Source organism: Amycolatopsis sp., from assembly GCF_025464955.1.
Classification (GTDB): domain Bacteria; phylum Actinomycetota; class Actinomycetes; order Mycobacteriales; family Pseudonocardiaceae; genus Amycolatopsis.
The window spans coordinates 133489-148363 of record NZ_JAODNM010000124.1 but is presented as its reverse complement, the minus strand read 5'-3'; the positions used below and the strand labels follow the sequence as shown (position 1 = coordinate 148363).

Genomic DNA, 14875 nt, shown 5'->3' with positions numbered 1-14875 from the left:
GCTAAGAAGTAGCAGTCGCGTAGAGGGCGGAGATGTCGTCGTCGAAGTAGCTGCTGTACGAGACGTCGGGGTCGTTGCCACCGAGCTGGTAGCCGCCGATGACGCCGATGACGGTGCCGAGTTTGGTCGTCGGGTCCGGGTTGATCACCCACGGGCCGCCGCTGGTGCCGTCGGGGAAGCCGGGGCAGGCGATCCGCGTCTGGTAGGTGTCCTGCTGGGTGGTGCTGTTCTGGCAGACGACCGGCTCGTTGGAGGTGTTCGGGTAGCCGGTCAGCGTCACGAAGTTGACGAAGCCGCTGGACAGGCCGAGCGTGTCGGCGCCGGTGAGGCTTTCGAGCGTGGCGGGGTTGCCGTCCTGGTGGACGGTCAGGAACGCGAAGTCGAGGTCCGGGTCCGACGTCGCGGCCCAGCCAGGGGCGACGAGCGCCTGAGTGACGGTCCATTGGCCGAAGGGCGCGACGCCGTCGTGGTAGCCGGGCTCGAAGACGATGTCCGTGCGGTAGCCGCCGCCGGCACCGTCGTGGACGCAGTGCGCGGCGGTGAGCACGAGATCGCCGGCGGCGCTGTGGACGACGCTCGCCGAGCAGTAGTGGCCGTCGCCGGAGAACAGCGCGCCGATGGCGGAGCTGCTCGACGGGTCCGGGGTGGACACGGAGTCGCTTTCGGGGACCACCGGCACGCTGACCGGCGTCTTCGGGTTAGGCGTCACGGGCGCCACAGGGGACGGGGACGGGGTGACCGTGGCCGGGCTGGGCGCGGCGGTGGCGGAGATGGCACTCGACGCGTCGACGGTGAAGGTCACCACCAGCGCGGCGGCGAGCAGGAGGGCGAGCGATGCGCGTTTCATGTCGTCCCCTCCGAGGTAGGCGCTTCCGTTCCCTACCCAGAGCATCACAAGATCGTCCCCACGGCATCGCCACGGGCAGGATGCACAGAAACCTCACAGCGGGCGGCCACCGAACGGGGGAGACCGCGGTCACATGACCTTGTCGGCCGCTTCCGCCTGGGCACGGAGGGTCGCCTCGAGCGCGCCCCACGTCATGGTCGTGAGGTGGGCGACGAACGTGTCGCGGCTCATCGTGCGGGTCCGCATCCACCATTCCGTGCTCGCGGCGACAGCGCCGACGACGGCGTACGCGCTCGGCTCGGCGACCTCGACGCCCAGGTCGAGCGATCGCAGGTACTCCTTGAGCACGGACGCGATCACCGCGGCGATCTCCTTGCCGCTTTCCAGCAGCGGGTCGGACTCCCAGGACCGTTCGACGGCTGCGCTGCGCATCAGGAAGCGAAACACGTTCGGGTACTCGTCGACCGTGCTGACATACGCTTCGAGCCCGCGCTGGATGGTGACTTTCGGCGGGTCGTCGCGCAGGTTGAGGCTCGGCAGCAGGCGCTGCCACAGGATCTCGGCCAGCCGGTCGGACACCGCGCCGAACAGGTCGGCCTTGTCCTCGAAGTGCCGGTAGATCTTGGGTTTCGCCACGCCGGCCTCGGCGGCGATGTCGGCCATGCTCGCGTCCGGGCCGTGTTTCGCGAGCGCGCGGAAGGTCGCGTCGACGAATTCCTTGCGCAGCGCGAGCTTGTGCTCGCGCCAGCGCTCGGTGCGTGCGTCGCTCTTGTGACGGTTGACACTCCCGGGCATGCGAGGGATAGTACCGGAAGTACCTCGTACCGCTAGTACCGGTTACTTTGGGTAGCAGACAGCTGGAAGGTGGCGTGCCGACGATGGCCGGGACCGTTTCCGATCGGGAAAAGACAGCGCGAAGACTGCTCACGTCGTCGGCGGAGAAGTTCTACGACCCCGAGGTCGACATCGACTGGGACGCGCCCTGGGTCGACGGTCTCCGGTTCCTGCCGGACCACCGCGTCACGCTCTTCGGCACCGAGACGTGGGCGCGCCTGACCCCGGAACAGCGGCTTGAGCTGGGCAAACACGAGGCCGTCAGCATGGTCAGCTACGGCATCTACGCCGAAGCCGCGCTCATGCACATCCTGCTGAGGTTGGTCACCGAAGGCGATCCGGCCACCCCGCGGACGCGGTACACGCTGACCGAGATCGGCGACGAATGCCGCCACTCGACGATGTTCGCCCGGTTCATCGAGAAGACCGGGATCAGGGCGTACCGGCAGCCCCGCCTGGCGGCGCGCGCGATGAAGTTCATCTCGCTGCTGCCGATCGGTCCGGCGAGCTACGGGCTCGCGCTGCTGATCGAGGAGATCCTGGACCGCGGCCAGCGCGAGGTGATGATCGACGAAGACGTCCAGCCGCATATGCGCATGCTCACCCGCATCCACGTGCTCGAAGAGGCACGGCACATCACGTTCGCGCGCAGCGAACTGGTGGCCAGCGCCGAGCGGCTGAACCGGCTCGAACTGACGATCAACCGGTTCGTGCTGGCCATCGCGGCGAACCTGGTCGCGGTCATGCTGATCCACCCCGGGGTGTACAAAGCCGTCGGGATTCGGCCGCGCGACGGGCGGAAGCTGGCGCTGGACAACGAGCACTACCGGAAGACGTTGGCGTTCATGGCCGAGAAGCTGATCGCGTTCTTCGAGGAGTCCGGGATGCTCAAAGGACGGGTGATCCGCGCGCTCTGGCATCGTTCGAAGCTACTGCCGAAGGACGCTCGGTGACGACTGTGACGACTGTGACGACGGCGCGGGAGCGCGCCGCGATCCGCGCGTCGCCGCGGCGGTTCGTGACGGGTGACGGCGTCGGGTTGCGTGTGGTGGAGTCGGGGCCGGCGCAGGCGCCGGTGACGGTGGTACTCGCGCATTGCTGGACCCTCGACCACACCGTGTGGGACGGCGTTGTCGACGCGCTCGGCCCAGGCGTCCGCGTGCAGCGGTACGACCATCGCGGCCACGGCCGTTCGGCTGCCGCGCCGGCCGGCACGGCGACGATCGACAGGCTCGCCGACGACCTCGCCGAGCTCATCACCGAGCGGGTGCCGACCGGGAACGTCGTGCTCGCCGGACATTCGTTGGGCGGCATGACAATCATGGCGCTCGCCGAGCGTCATCCGGAGCTCGTCCGGGCCAGGGTCGGCGGGCTCGCGCTGGTGGCGACGAGCACCGGGCGGCTGGTCGGCTTCCGTCCGAGGACGGCAAAACTGTTCCTGGCAGCCGAAAACTGGGCCGGGTTACGCACCGCGCGTCGTGACCCTCGGCGCCGACCGCTGCCGCCGGTCCTGCTGCGCGCGGGGCTCAGGAGGACATTGTTCGGCACGTCCGCTCGCCGCGAGGACGTCGACAAGGTCATCACGCAGCTGGCCATGGCGCATCCGGCGAGCATGGCGGGCTTCCGCGGGCAGATCCTGCGGCACAGCCGGCTCGCCGCGTTGGACGTCTTCCGCGAGCTGCCTTCGGCTGTCGTCGTGGGCGACGCGGACCGGCTGACTCCGGTCGGGCACGCGCGGGCGATGGCACGCGCGCTGCCGGACGCGGGGTTCGTCGTGTTCCCGGGGGTCGGGCACATGGTTCCGGTGGAACGCGCCGACGAACTCGCGGAGCTGATCGCAGGCTTGGTGGGAGAGGTTTCGCATGGCTGAGCAGACGGGCGTGGTCATCATCGGCACCGGGTTTTCCGGTCTGGGCATGGCAATCCAGCTCAAACGCGACGGTCGCGAAGACTTCGTCATTCTCGAAAAGGCCGACGACGTCGGCGGGACGTGGCGGGACAACAGCTATCCCGGTTGCGCCTGTGACGTTCCCTCGCACATGTACTCCTTTTCGTTCGAGCCGAACGCCGACTGGTCGAGGACGTTCTCCGGGCAAGCCGAAATCTGGGGCTACCTCAAGGCGCTGACCGAGAAGTACGACCTGCGCCGGCACATCCGGTTCGGCACCGAGGTGACTTCTGCGCGGTGGCAGGAAAAGGAGAACCGCTGGTTGGTGGGAACCCCGTCGGGCGAGTTCACCAGCCGGTACCTGGTCGCCGGGGTCGGGGCGTTGCATATTCCGAACATTCCCGAGCTGCCGGGGATCGAGAAGTTCACCGGGCGCACGTTCCACTCCGCCCAGTGGGAGCACGACCACGACCTCACCGGACGGAAGGTCGCCGTGGTGGGGACCGGGGCGAGCGCGGTGCAGTTCGTGCCGGAGATCTCCCGGCAGGTGGCCGAGCTGCACGTCTACCAGCGGACGCCGCCCTGGATCCTGCCCAAGAAGAACGCCGAGATCCCCCCGTCGGCGAAGCGCCTGTTTCGAAGTGTTCCTTTGGCGCGCAAGGGATTTCGCAACGTAATCTACTGGGGTGCCGAATCGCTCGCGGTCGGGATGAACGGCCATCCGGTGATCCTGCGGGCCGGGGAGTTCTTCGCCAAGCGACACATCCGCAAGCAGATCGCCGACCCGGAGCTGCGGGAGAAGGTCACCCCGGACTACACGCTGGGCTGCAAACGTGTGCTCGGGTCGAACCGGTACTACCGCGCGCTCGCGGCGGACAACGCGCAGGTGATCACGTCCGGGGTCGCCGAGGTCCGTGCACGATCCATTGTGGACTCGGATGGGGTGGAGCGGGAAGTCGACACGATCATCTACGGGACGGGCTTCCACGTCACGGACTCGTTCGACTATCTCGACATCCGGGGCAGGCAGGGACGTGACCTGGCGGAGTTGTGGCGCACCGAGGGCATCCAGACGCATCTCGGGATCACGGTGTCCGGTTTCCCGAACGCGTTCTTCCTGCTCGGGCCGAACACCGGGCTGGGGCACAACTCGGTGGTGTTCATGATCGAGTCGCAGATCCGGTATGCGCTTGACGCCATGCGCATGGTCGAACGTGGTCGCGCGGAGGCGTTCGAGGTGCGGCCGCGGGTGCAGGCCGCGTTCAACGACGAAATCCAGCGGAAACTGGCGCGCGGGGTGTGGAGCACCGGTGGCTGCACGAGCTGGTACCTCGACGCCAAGGGGGTGAACCGGACCATCTGGCCCGGGTTCACCTGGCAGTATTGGTTGCGTACCCGCAAAATCGATCCGGCCGAGTTCAGCCTGACCGGTTCACGTGAGCCGGCCCGACGTCTTACAGGAGTTCCGCGATGAAGCATTTCGCCGACAAGGTCGCCGTGATCACCGGGGCCGGTTCGGGGATCGGCCGGGCGCTCGCGCTGGAGCTCGCCGGCCGCGGCTCCCGGCTCGCACTGTCCGATGTGGACCCCGTTCGGATCGCCGAAACCGTGGCGATGTGCGACAAGGCGGGCGCCGAGGCGCGCGGGTACGAAGTGAACGTCGCGAACCGGCAGGCCGTCCTCGACCACGCGGCGGAGGTCGTCGAGGACTTCGGCTCGGTGAACCTGGTGGTCAACAACGCCGGGGTGGCGTTGGCGGCGACGGTCGAAGACATGGCTTGGGAGGATCTCGACTGGGTGCTGGACATCGACTTCTGGGGCGTGGTCAATGGGACGAAGGCGTTCCTGCCGCACCTGATCGCGTCGGGTGACGGGCATGTGGTGAACGTGTCGAGCGTGTTCGGGTTTGTCGGGGTGCCGACGCAGAGTGCGTACAACGCCGCGAAGTTCGCCGTGCGGGGGTTCACCGAGTCGCTCCGGCAGGAGACGATCATGGCGAAGCGGCCGGTCAAGGTCAGCTGTGTGCATCCCGGCGGGATCAAGACCAACATCGCCCGCGACTCGCGGAACAACAGCCCGGTGGACCCGGACAAGGCGTCCGCGGCGTTCGACAAGATCGCGCGGACGACGCCGGAGCAGGCGGCGAAGGTGATCGCTCGCGGCGTCGAGCGGGAGAAGCCGCGCATCCTGATCGGCGCGGACGCGTACGTCTTCGACGCCATCCCGCGCCTCCTTGGCGCCCGCTACCAGCGCCCCGCCGCCCTCCTGGCCCGAGCCGCCCTCCGCTTCGCCCCCTAGAGGGACGCCCCGGTATGCCGCGCGCGCAACTATCAGCGTGCCCGCATGGGGCTTGGGGTTGGGGTGGGGGTCAGAGGAGTTGGAGGTTGCTGACCAGCCAGCGGGTGTCGTGGTGTTCGAGGGTCATCAGCACGCGGTTGCGGTCGATGCGGGGTTGCGCGGTCGCCGCGTTGGTGACGGACTGGTCGACGAACAGCACGACGTCGACGCGGTCGGTGGTCGCGGACTTGACCCCGGCGTCGACGACGTTGCCCTTCGCGGTCGCCTTCGCTTCCTGGATGAGCTGACGCAGTGAGCCGCTCGCGCCGGTGTACTGGTCCTTGAACGTGCCCGTGGCACCGTCGAGCACGTCGGCAAAGTTCTTGTCGAGGTTCTGGTAGTCGTAACTCGTCACGGTCACGGCGTAACTGCGCGCGGTGCTCAGCGCGGCGTCGTTCGCGGCCTGGACGTCGTTCTTTCCCTTCACCATCAGGCCGAACACGATCCCGGCGGCGATCCCGGCGACCAGCAGCACGGCGAGCGCGATGGCCACCGGCAGCGACAGCCGCACCGAGCGCTGCCGCGGCGCGACCGATTCTTCAGGCTCCGCCGGAACTTCCTCTTCCGTCGAAACGTCCTCGATGACGTCGTGTTGGCTCATGGAACTCTCCTCACTGGCCGATCGACTTCAAGTACTGGGCGAGCCACTCCGGCGGGCTCGTCGCGGTCGACCCGGCGGGCAGACCGGCGCGTTCGTGGCCCGTCGACCCGGGCGGCGGGCCCGCCGTGTCGTCTCCGGGCGGACGCGGCGCGTTGCCGGCGCCGCGTTGCTGCACGGTCGGGTCGGCGTCCGTGCAGTGCACGTTGAGCAGCGGCGGCGGGCTGCCACCGATGGTCGGCGGCCGCCGCGGGGTGTCGTAGTCGCACGACGGCCGCGGGTAGATGTCGACGAGCGTCTGCGCCGCGCCGTTGCGGACGACCATGGTCAACGCGTTCCCGGCATCGGCGAGCGCGGGCAGGAACGCGCTGATCGCGGGCACGCGCACGCTGACCAGCTCGCTGACCGTGCTCAGATCGCCGAGCAGCGCGGCCATGGTCGGCTGGTTCTCCTTGATCAGGCTGTCCACCAGATCGAACGCACCTGGGCTCTTGTCCAGCAGTGCCCGGATTTCCGGGTCGGACTTCTTGAGCTGCTCACCCAACGACGTCCCCGAGCTGCCCAACTGCGTCAGATCGCCCTTGAGTGAGACGACGGTGTCCAGCGTGATCGACGAGTGCTTGAGGATGCTCACCGTCTGCGGCAGCACGCCCTGCAGCCCGGCGAGCAGGAAGTCACCGCCGTCGAGGATCTTCTCCAACGCCGGCCCGGTGCCGTGGAACGCCTTCGCCAGCTCGTCGACGACCACCGAGAGCTTCTTCGGGTCGACCTGCGCGGCCAGCGTGCTGACGTGCGCGAGCAGCTGCGCGAACGGAACGGGCGTCGTGGTTTGCTTCTCCGGGATCACAGCGCCGTCGGCGAGGTACGGGCCGGAGTCCGTGCGCGGGCGAAAGTCCAGGTACTGCTCGCCCGCGGCCGACAGACTCGCGACGACGACGTCGGTGTCGACCGGGATCTGCGTGCCCGCGGCGATCTCGACGTCGACCCCGACCCCGCCGGGCCGCAGCAGGATCTGTTGGACGTTCCCGATCCGGTAGCCGCGATACGTCACATCCGACCGTCCCAGCAGTCCGCCGGACTGCGCCAGCTCGACGTGCACGGTCATCGTCCGCGCGGTCGGATCGAGCTGGACGACGTAGACCAGCAGGTACGCGACGCCGACGACGAGCACGCCGAATAAGGCCATTGTGGACAGTACGATCCGGCCTTTCACCGTGTGCCGCCCAGCTTCTTGATCAGGTCGGTGATGTTCCCCGACACGGTGCCCAGCGCGCCGTTGAGGTCGTCGATGCCGGGGATGCGGCCGTCGAAGCCCGGCAACGACGTGATCCCGGCGAACCGCGCATTGCCGGCGCCGGATTCGCCCTTGGTCGCGCCTTCGACCAGTTTTCCGAGCACTACCAATGTTCGTAGTGTCGGGCCGAGGTTGTCCTTGAGGCCGTTGAACCCGTCCAGCACCGGGCCGAGGTCGTTCAGCATCGCCTTGAGGTCAGAACTCGTCTCGCCGAGCACCCGCGCGCCGGTGTCACCCGCGTCGGCGACCTTGCTGAGCACCTCCGTGAACTTGCCGGTCTGGTCGGACAGGACCTTCAACGCCGGCGTGATGTCCGACAGCGCCGCGTCGATCGTGCCCTGACGCTGTTGGGCGAGCGCGGTCAGCGACCGCGCGGACGCCAGGATGCGGTTGATGTCCCCGGTCCGCGCGTTGAGGGTTTTCACCGTGGTGTCGAGTTGGTTGATCAGGTCCCTGGCCTGGTCGGTCTTACCGTCGAGGGCTTTGTTGACCTCGTTGGTGATGGTTTTGAGCTGACCCAGCCCACCGCCGTTGATCAAAGTGGACAGTGCGGCCAAGGTGTCCTCGACGGTCGCCGCGGAGCTGGTCGAGCCGAGGTCGATCGTCGCGCCCGCGGCGAGCGCCGGGCCCGCGCCACCGGCCGGCCGGTGCAGCGCGACGAAGACGTCACCGAGCGGTGTGGCCTGCCGCAGCTCCGCGGTGGTGCCCTGCGGCAGCTGGGTGGACTTCTGCACGACCATCCGCACTCGGGCGGTGAAATCCTTGGCACTGATGGATTCCACGGTTCCGACGACAACGCCGTCGAGCTTCACGCGCGCCTTCTCCGGCAGGTTGAGCGCGTCGGTGAACACCGCGTTGACTTCGTACGTCTCACCGCTGACGTCGCTGCCGGGCAGCGGCAGATCCGACGCGGTGACCCCGCAGCCGGCGAGCAGGATCCCGGTGACCGCGAGTGTTCCGGCAAGTCGTCTCATTTCGCCGCCCCCAGCAACAACTCGGTCATCCCGAGGTCCGGGCCGAAGTCGCCGATCTTGCCCGATGCGCAGCCCGGTAGCGCGAGCTTGATCCGCAGGCACAGGCCGTTGACGAGTTGCCCGTCGAGCAGGGTCTCGGCAGGGTCGATGTGCACCCGAAGTTGCCCGGTCGCGGGGTCGACCGCGTTCGCGAGGTTCTGGAACAGCAGCGGCAGGACGTCGGCCGACTCCGCCAGCTCACGGGTGTGCGCGGTGATCGTGCCGGCGGTGTTTTTCAGTCCCTTCAACGTGTTCTGCGCGCTCGTCCGGTTGTCGTTGATCAGCTTGACGGTCTCGTCGAGCAGGCTGTTCAACGACGTCAGCGCGTCGCCCAGCGCCGGGGCGTCGTTGGCGAAGATCCCGCTTGCCTGGGTGAGGTCGGAGGTGAACGACTTGATCGTGCTGTCGTTGTCGGCGGCGGCCTTGGTGAGCGCGTCGACCTTGGTGATCAGGTCGGTGAGCGCGTCGCGTTTGTCGGCCAGTGAGCCGACCGCGCCCGACAACGCGGTGATGGTCTTGTTGATTTCGTCGCCGTTGCCCGCGAGGTTGTCCGCGGCGACTCCGGTGGCGTCTTTCAGTACCGCGGAGCCATCGTCCGTTTTGGACAGTTCGCCGGCGAGTTGGTCCACGGCCTTGATCACGCGGTCGATCTCGATGGGCGTGTGCGTGCGGTCGAGCGGGATGAGATCGCCGTCGCGCAGCAACGGCCCGCCGCGGTAAGGCGGCGTGAGCTCGACGTGCCGATCAGTGACGATCGAGGGCGACACCGTCACCGCGGACGCGCTCGCCGGGATCTGTGTCCCCGCGTCAAGCTGCAGTTCCACGGTGACTTCGGTGCCGTGCGGCTCGATCTTGGTCACCGAGCCGACCGGGATGCCCAGCATGTCGACGTCGTTGCCGACATAGAGCCCGACCGAGTCCGCGAACTGCGCGGTGATCGTCATCTTCGGTGACGACCACGCCGAGCAGCCGCTCGCGTTCAAAACCACGGCCAGGCAGGCGAGGATGACGACTGGTGGTGTCTTCACTTGCACCCCTTGACCGCGCCGGCCGCGCACAGGAGGTTGTCCGGAAGGATCGCGTACGGCAGGTAGATCCCGAGGTAGCCGCCGTCGCCGACGGAGTTCGCGAGGTACCGCCCGGCCGGCGCGAGCAGCTGCAGCGCCTGGCCGACGGCCTGGTTGTTGCGCTGGAGCAGGTCGGTGATTCCGCCGACGTTCTTCAGCAGCGGTTCCAGCTGCGGCCGGTTGTCGCTGAGCAGGCCCTGCAGTTGCTGGGTGAGGGACTTGAAGTCGCTCAGGATGTTCGTGATCAGCTGCCGCCGGTCGAGCAGCTCCTTCAGGAGTCCGTCGGCCTGTCCCATCAGCGTGAACAGCTGAGCCTTGTTGTCGTCCAGCATCTTCGTGACGGAGTCGGCGCTCGAGATCAGCTTGCTGATCTGGTCTTGTCGCTGCGTGACGACGTCGGAAAGGCGAGACAAGCCGTCGAGTGCTTTGCGTGCGGTGTCCGGCGTGCCCCGGAAGTCGTCGGCCAGGACCTTCAGCGATTCGCGCAGCTTCGCGCCGTCGAGCTGCTCGACGGCCGGCGTTCCGGTCTGGACGAGGTTCTGCAGGTCGAACGGCACAGACGTGTTCACCAGCGGGATTCGGTCGTCCGGCAACGTGCCGCTGCCCGCCGGCTGCAGCTCCAGGTAGCGCCCGCCGAGCAGGGTCGCGAGCTTGATCGCGGCGTGGGTCGTCGCGCCGAGCTTGACGTCTGTCGTGGTGTGGAACGTGACGAGCACGCGGTCGCCGTCGAGCCGGGTGCTGGTGACCTCGCCGACGCCCATGCCCGCCACGCGAACCTCGTCGCCCGTGCGGAGTCCGGCGGCCTGGGCGAACTCCGCCGAGTAGCTCGCGTCGCCTAGCCCGAGCGAACCGAACGCGACCGACCCGGCGACCAGCGCGGCGATCACGCCTGCGCCGATGAGCCCGACCAGCAGCGGATTGCGGTCCTTGAGCCGTTTCATCGGCACACCTCGCTGTGCTGGTTGCCGGTCAGTTGCGGCAGCAGCCCGACCGGCAGCGGCGCTAGGTTGATGTCGACGCTGCAGGCGTAGAGGTTCCACCAAGAGCCGTACTGGCTGATGCGCGCGAGCCCCCCGAGGAACGCCGGGAGTCCTTGCAGGGTCGCTTCGACGTCCGGTCCATCCCGCAGGAACAGCGCCGCGACCTGGTTGAACTTGCTGATGTCGTTCTTCAGCGCGGGGCGGATGTCGCCGATGAGTCCGGTGATCGAGCCGCTCACCTGGTCGATCCGGTCGGCCGCGCCGAGCATCTGGTCGGCGTTGGTGGCGAGTCCGTCGACGAGCTTCCGCGTCTGCCCGATCAGGTCGTGGAACTGATCGCCTTTGCCGGACAGGTGTTCCAGCACCGCGCTCAGGTTGGTGATCACCTGCCCGATGACCTGGTCGTGGTCGGCCAGATTCGACGTCAGCTCGGCGCTTTGCGACAGAAGGCTGTCCAGCGCCGGGCCTTCGCCCTGCAGGACACGCACGATGTTGTCGGACAGCTTGTTGATATCGGCCGGTTCGAGCATCGAGAACAGCGGCTGGAACCCGTTGAGCAACGCCGTGAGGTCGAGCGACGGCTCGGTGCGGTCGGGCGGGATCCGGGCGCCGTCGGGCAGCGGTTTCGCCGTGCCGGCACTGGGCGTCAGCGCGAGATACCGCTGGCCGACGAGGTTCTGGTAACGGATTAGCGCGTGGGTGTTTTCGAAGATCGGCTGGTCCTGCTGGACGGAGAAACTCACCTGCGCCTGGTTGTCGACCAGTGCCATGCCTTCGATCCGGCCGACCTTGACCCCCGCGATGCGGACGTCGTCGCCTTCCTTGAGCCCGGACGCGTCGGTGAACACGGCGCTGTAGGTGTCAGTGCTACCGCTGACGGTGTTCTGCAGGGTCGTCCAGATCAACGTCGTCGCCAGCATGGAGATGACCGCGAACACGCCGAGCTTGACGACAGGTCCCTTGACGCTGTTGGTCATTTCGGCACCACCACGGTCATCCCGCGCAGGATCGGGCCGAGCAGCAGGTCCGCGAGGGATCCGGAGCTGTTACCGCCGATCAGGGCGTTGAGCTGGTCGATCTCCGACTGGCTGCCGACCGGGCCCACTGTGCCGCCCTGCACCACCGGCGCCGGGACGTCCGGGGCGGGCGCCGGAGCTTGTTCGGGGGTAGGAGCGGGTGCGGGCGGGGGAAGCGGCGGAGGATCGGTGTCGTTGTGCGGCACCGGGTTCCCGCAGTTGGGGCCCGCCAAGCCGGGATAGCGCGGGCAGTCCGCGGCGGTGTACGGACTGAACGGCGACAGCGACACAACCAGGTCGATGGTCAGTTTGTGGCTCGGTCCGGGGAAGGCCTCCGCGAGCGCGGCGGCACCGCTGCCCAACGCCTTGAAGGACAACGGAATCTGCGCGCTCTGCCCGGCGACGACGTGCACCACGGGCCGGAGTTCTTTCGTGATCGAGATGACCCGGTTGACGTTGCCGGACAGGAACCCGTTGACCGTGTCGACCGCGGTCGCGCCACCGGCCAGCGACGCGGCGAGCTGCTGCTGTTTGTCCACAATGGTCTTTGTTGTGGTCAGCGCACTGTCCACAGTGTCCAGCAGCGCGGGCGCCGTGCTCTGGATGGTGTCCAGTGCCGAGGCCAGCGAGCTGACGTCGTGAGAGAACGTCGCCGCGTGGGGGTTGAGCGTCCCGAGGTAGTCGTCCAGCCGGCCGATCATGCTGTTGAGCTGCGTGCCGCGGCCGCTCAGTGCCTGCGCGATCCCCGACAGAGCGGCGTCGAGTTTGGCCGGTTCGACCGCGGTGAGAATGTCCTTGAGCTTGGTCATCGCGGTCTGCAACTGCAGCGCTTCCGTCGAATCGTCGCCAGGGATGACCGCGCCGGACGCCAACGAGCTGACGTCCCCCGGTGCCGGGACAAGGTCGACCGAAGGCGAGCCGAAGATGTTCGTCGGGATGATCCTTGCCTTCACCGAGGCCGGGATTTCGTTGGCGTACTCGGGTTTCAAGTTCAGCCCGAGGACGTGGTGCGCGGTGCCCGCCTGGGAGTCCACCGAGCCGACGGACCCGACGAGCACTCCGCGCATCTTCACGTCCGACCCGGTCGGCAGGCCGTCGCCGACGTCGGAAACCACCGCGGTGGCCTGGAAGACGTCCGTGAAGTCGCCACGCGACTGCATCAGCAGCAACGTCACCGCGACAGCGAGCACGGCCAGGTAACAGATCCCGCGCACCGCGAGGGTGATCGGCCGAGGGCCGCGGCCGGACGGATCGGAGTACATGCTCATCCCGAGATTCGCACCCCCGGGTCGAAACCCCAGAAGGCCAGCGTCATCAGCATGTCGACGATGACGATCGCGACGATGCTCGCGCGGATCGCCCGCCCCGACGCGAGCCCGACACCCTGGGGGCCGCCGGTCGCGTAAAAGCCGTAGTAGCAATGGATCAGGGTCGCGATGACCACGAACGTCACCGCTTTGACGACCGACAGCAGCACGTCCGACGGGACCAGGAAGGCCTGGAAATAGTGCTGGTAGGTGCCGGAAGACTGCCCGTAGAACTTGCTCAGGATCAGCTGCGTCGACAGGTAGTTCCCGGCGAGCCCGACCATGTACAGCGGAATGATCGCGATGAACCCGGCGATCAAGCGCGTGGTCACCAGATACGGCAGCGGCCGGATCGACATCGATTCGAGCGCGTCGATCTCCTCGGAGATCCGCATCGAGCCGAGCTGCGCGGTGTATCGGCACCCCGCCTGCACGGCGAACGCGACGGCGGCGATCAGCGGCGCGATCTCGCGGGTGTTGCCATACGCCGAAACGAACCCGGTCAGCGGCGCCATGCCCAGGATGTCGAGCGCGTTGTAGCCCTCGATGCCGACCGACGCGCCGGTGAACACCGCGAGCAGCGCCATCACGCCGACCGTGCCGCCGCCGACGATCACCGCGCCGCTGCCCCAGCTGATGTCGGCGAGCAGCCGGAACACCTCGGCGCGATAGTTCTTCAGGGTCAACGGGATCGCGCCGAGCGCCTTGGCGAAGAAGGTGATCTGGTGGCCCATGCCGACCAGCCCGTGGTACGGCTTCGCGGCGATCTCACCGGCGACCCGCGCACCCGGGATGGCGTTGTGCCGTGAACCGACGGCCATCACGCGATCCTTTGCGGGAAGAAGACGGCGTAGAGCTGCGTGACGATGACGTTGACCGCGAACAGCAGCACCACCGAAAGCACTACGGACGCGTTGACGGCGTTCGCCACGCCCTTCGGCCCGCCACTCGCCGTCAAACCCTTGTAGGACGCGACGACAGCGACGATCCCGCCGAAGATCAGCGATTTGACCTCCGCCAGTACGAGGTCGGACGGCTGCGCGAACGCCGCGAACGTGGCGACGTAACTGCCCGGTGTCCCGCCCTGGACCAGCACGTTGAACAGGTATCCGGTGACCACGCCGGTGAACGCGACCATCCCGCACAACAGCACCGCGACAACGAGCGTGGCGAGCAATCGGGGCGCGACGAGACGCTGGACCGCGGACAGGCCCATGGTTTCCAGCGCGTCGATCTCGTCGCGGATCGTGCGCGCGCCGAGGTCCGCGGCGATCGCCGAGCCGACCGCGCCGGCCAGCAGCAGTGCGACGACGATCGGCGCGCCTTGCCGGATGACGCCGAGCCCGTTCGCCGCGCCCATGAACGAGGTCGCGCCGACCTGCTGCGAGATGCTGCCGACCTGCACCGACACGATCACGCCGAACGGGACCGCGACGAGCAGCGTCGGGACCACGGAGACGCCGGTGATGAACCACGCCTGGCGGACGAATTCTTTCCACGGGAAGCGGCCGCGCGGAATGTCGGTGACAATGTGTCGCACGGCGTCGAGCGAGAGCACGAGGACCCGTCCGAAGGTGATGAACGACTGCAGGACGCGCTCCCGCCACAGGGTGGCGATTCGGGCCGGGACCTGACTCATGGCACCTCCTCGCTGAGGGTGTCGCGCCCTGTTTACACACCGTCAACGACTGTGG

General features: G+C 67.8%; 15 protein-coding genes. 4 read left to right on the top strand and 11 right to left on the bottom strand.

Going from position 1 to position 14875, the window contains the following annotated elements:
- Position 1: 1 nt before the first annotated feature.
- Both JWQ81_RS31025 and JWQ81_RS31020 read right to left on the bottom strand, forming a co-directional pair.
- Positions 2-847 (bottom strand): trypsin-like peptidase domain-containing protein, encoded by an 846-nt coding sequence (locus tag JWQ81_RS31025; protein WP_297547223.1) that lies wholly within the window; start codon positions 845-847, stop codon positions 2-4.
- 129 nt (positions 848-976) lie between these two features.
- A complete protein-coding gene (locus JWQ81_RS31020; RefSeq protein ID WP_297547222.1) occupies positions 977-1642 on the bottom strand; it encodes a TetR/AcrR family transcriptional regulator in 666 nt (221 codons plus the stop codon).
- 83 nt (positions 1643-1725) lie between these two features.
- Between JWQ81_RS31020 and JWQ81_RS31015 the strand changes: the two genes are divergently transcribed.
- The 4 genes from JWQ81_RS31015 to JWQ81_RS31000 are packed head-to-tail and all read left to right on the top strand — an operon-like array spanning position 1726 to position 5867.
- Positions 1726-2634 (top strand): diiron oxygenase, encoded by a 909-nt coding sequence (locus JWQ81_RS31015; protein ID WP_297547221.1) that lies wholly within the window; start codon positions 1726-1728, stop codon positions 2632-2634.
- Positions 2631-3551 (top strand): alpha/beta fold hydrolase, encoded by a 921-nt coding sequence (locus JWQ81_RS31010; RefSeq protein WP_366942357.1) that lies wholly within the window; start codon positions 2631-2633, stop codon positions 3549-3551. The genes JWQ81_RS31015 and JWQ81_RS31010 overlap by 4 nt, the downstream gene beginning before the upstream one ends.
- Entirely contained in the window at positions 3544-5043 is a 1500-nt protein-coding gene (locus JWQ81_RS31005; protein WP_297547219.1) for an NAD(P)/FAD-dependent oxidoreductase, read from the top strand. Before JWQ81_RS31010 ends, JWQ81_RS31005 begins: the two co-directional genes overlap by 8 nt.
- Positions 5040-5867, top strand: a complete 828-nt coding sequence (locus JWQ81_RS31000; protein ID WP_297547218.1) for an SDR family NAD(P)-dependent oxidoreductase — start codon at positions 5040-5042, stop codon at positions 5865-5867. The genes JWQ81_RS31005 and JWQ81_RS31000 overlap by 4 nt, the downstream gene beginning before the upstream one ends.
- A 70-nt stretch (positions 5868-5937) precedes the next feature.
- On the opposite strand, the gene JWQ81_RS30995 is transcribed toward JWQ81_RS31000, so the two are convergent.
- From JWQ81_RS30995 to JWQ81_RS30955, 9 genes are read right to left on the bottom strand one after another with little or no spacing between them, the layout of a single operon-like run.
- The gene (locus tag JWQ81_RS30995; RefSeq protein ID WP_297547217.1) at positions 5938-6507 is read right to left on the bottom strand and encodes a hypothetical protein; all 570 of its coding nucleotides are present in this window, start codon (positions 6505-6507) and stop codon (positions 5938-5940) included.
- A 10-nt stretch (positions 6508-6517) separates the two neighbouring features.
- Positions 6518-7690: an MCE family protein gene (locus JWQ81_RS30990; RefSeq protein WP_297547215.1), complete on the bottom strand. Its 1173-nt coding sequence runs from the start codon at positions 7688-7690 to the stop codon at positions 6518-6520.
- Positions 7691-7713: 23 nt separating this feature from the next.
- A complete protein-coding gene (locus tag JWQ81_RS30985; RefSeq protein ID WP_297547213.1) occupies positions 7714-8772 on the bottom strand; it encodes an MCE family protein in 1059 nt (352 codons plus the stop codon).
- Positions 8769-9839: an MCE family protein gene (locus JWQ81_RS30980; protein ID WP_297547211.1), complete on the bottom strand. Its 1071-nt coding sequence runs from the start codon at positions 9837-9839 to the stop codon at positions 8769-8771. The genes JWQ81_RS30985 and JWQ81_RS30980 overlap by 4 nt, the downstream gene beginning before the upstream one ends.
- The gene (locus JWQ81_RS30975; RefSeq protein WP_297547209.1) at positions 9836-10819 is read right to left on the bottom strand and encodes an MCE family protein; all 984 of its coding nucleotides are present in this window, start codon (positions 10817-10819) and stop codon (positions 9836-9838) included. Before JWQ81_RS30975 ends, JWQ81_RS30980 begins: the two co-directional genes overlap by 4 nt.
- Complete coding sequence (locus JWQ81_RS30970; RefSeq protein WP_297547207.1) at positions 10816-11835, bottom strand: MCE family protein; 1020 nt, start codon at positions 11833-11835, stop codon at positions 10816-10818. The genes JWQ81_RS30975 and JWQ81_RS30970 overlap by 4 nt, the downstream gene beginning before the upstream one ends.
- Positions 11832-13142 carry an MlaD family protein gene (locus tag JWQ81_RS30965; RefSeq protein ID WP_297547205.1) on the bottom strand — a complete coding sequence of 437 codons (1311 nt, stop codon included), beginning with the start codon at positions 13140-13142 and terminating at the stop codon, positions 11832-11834. The genes JWQ81_RS30970 and JWQ81_RS30965 overlap by 4 nt, the downstream gene beginning before the upstream one ends.
- A complete protein-coding gene (locus JWQ81_RS30960; protein WP_297547203.1) occupies positions 13139-14002 on the bottom strand; it encodes an ABC transporter permease in 864 nt (287 codons plus the stop codon). The genes JWQ81_RS30965 and JWQ81_RS30960 overlap by 4 nt, the downstream gene beginning before the upstream one ends.
- Positions 14002-14820 carry an ABC transporter permease gene (locus tag JWQ81_RS30955; protein WP_297547201.1) on the bottom strand — a complete coding sequence of 273 codons (819 nt, stop codon included), beginning with the start codon at positions 14818-14820 and terminating at the stop codon, positions 14002-14004. Before JWQ81_RS30955 ends, JWQ81_RS30960 begins: the two co-directional genes overlap by 1 nt.
- Between the last annotated feature and the right edge of the window lie 55 nt (positions 14821-14875).

Bases quoted from the DNA above. Each gene is read 5' to 3' on its own strand.
- JWQ81_RS31000 (WP_297547218.1), top strand. From the start codon at position 5,040: ATGAAGCATTTCGCCGACAAGGTCGCCGTGATCACCGGGGCCGGTTCG.
- JWQ81_RS31015 (WP_297547221.1), top strand. From the start codon at position 1,726: ATGGCCGGGACCGTTTCCGATCGGGAAAAGACAGCGCGAAGACTGCTC.
- JWQ81_RS30990 (WP_297547215.1), bottom strand. From the start codon at position 7,690: ATGGCCTTATTCGGCGTGCTCGTCGTCGGCGTCGCGTACCTGCTGGTC.
- JWQ81_RS31025 (WP_297547223.1), bottom strand. From the start codon at position 847: ATGAAACGCGCATCGCTCGCCCTCCTGCTCGCCGCCGCGCTGGTGGTG.
- JWQ81_RS30985 (WP_297547213.1), bottom strand. From the start codon at position 8,772: ATGAGACGACTTGCCGGAACACTCGCGGTCACCGGGATCCTGCTCGCC.
- JWQ81_RS30955 (WP_297547201.1), bottom strand. From the start codon at position 14,820: ATGAGTCAGGTCCCGGCCCGAATCGCCACCCTGTGGCGGGAGCGCGTC.
- JWQ81_RS30970 (WP_297547207.1), bottom strand. From the start codon at position 11,835: ATGACCAACAGCGTCAAGGGACCTGTCGTCAAGCTCGGCGTGTTCGCG.
- JWQ81_RS31005 (WP_297547219.1), top strand. From the start codon at position 3,544: ATGGCTGAGCAGACGGGCGTGGTCATCATCGGCACCGGGTTTTCCGGT.
- JWQ81_RS31020 (WP_297547222.1), bottom strand. From the start codon at position 1,642: ATGCCCGGGAGTGTCAACCGTCACAAGAGCGACGCACGCACCGAGCGC.
- JWQ81_RS30965 (WP_297547205.1), bottom strand. From the start codon at position 13,142: ATGAGCATGTACTCCGATCCGTCCGGCCGCGGCCCTCGGCCGATCACC.
- JWQ81_RS30995 (WP_297547217.1), bottom strand. From the start codon at position 6,507: ATGAGCCAACACGACGTCATCGAGGACGTTTCGACGGAAGAGGAAGTT.
- JWQ81_RS30960 (WP_297547203.1), bottom strand. From the start codon at position 14,002: ATGGCCGTCGGTTCACGGCACAACGCCATCCCGGGTGCGCGGGTCGCC.
- JWQ81_RS30975 (WP_297547209.1), bottom strand. From the start codon at position 10,819: ATGAAACGGCTCAAGGACCGCAATCCGCTGCTGGTCGGGCTCATCGGC.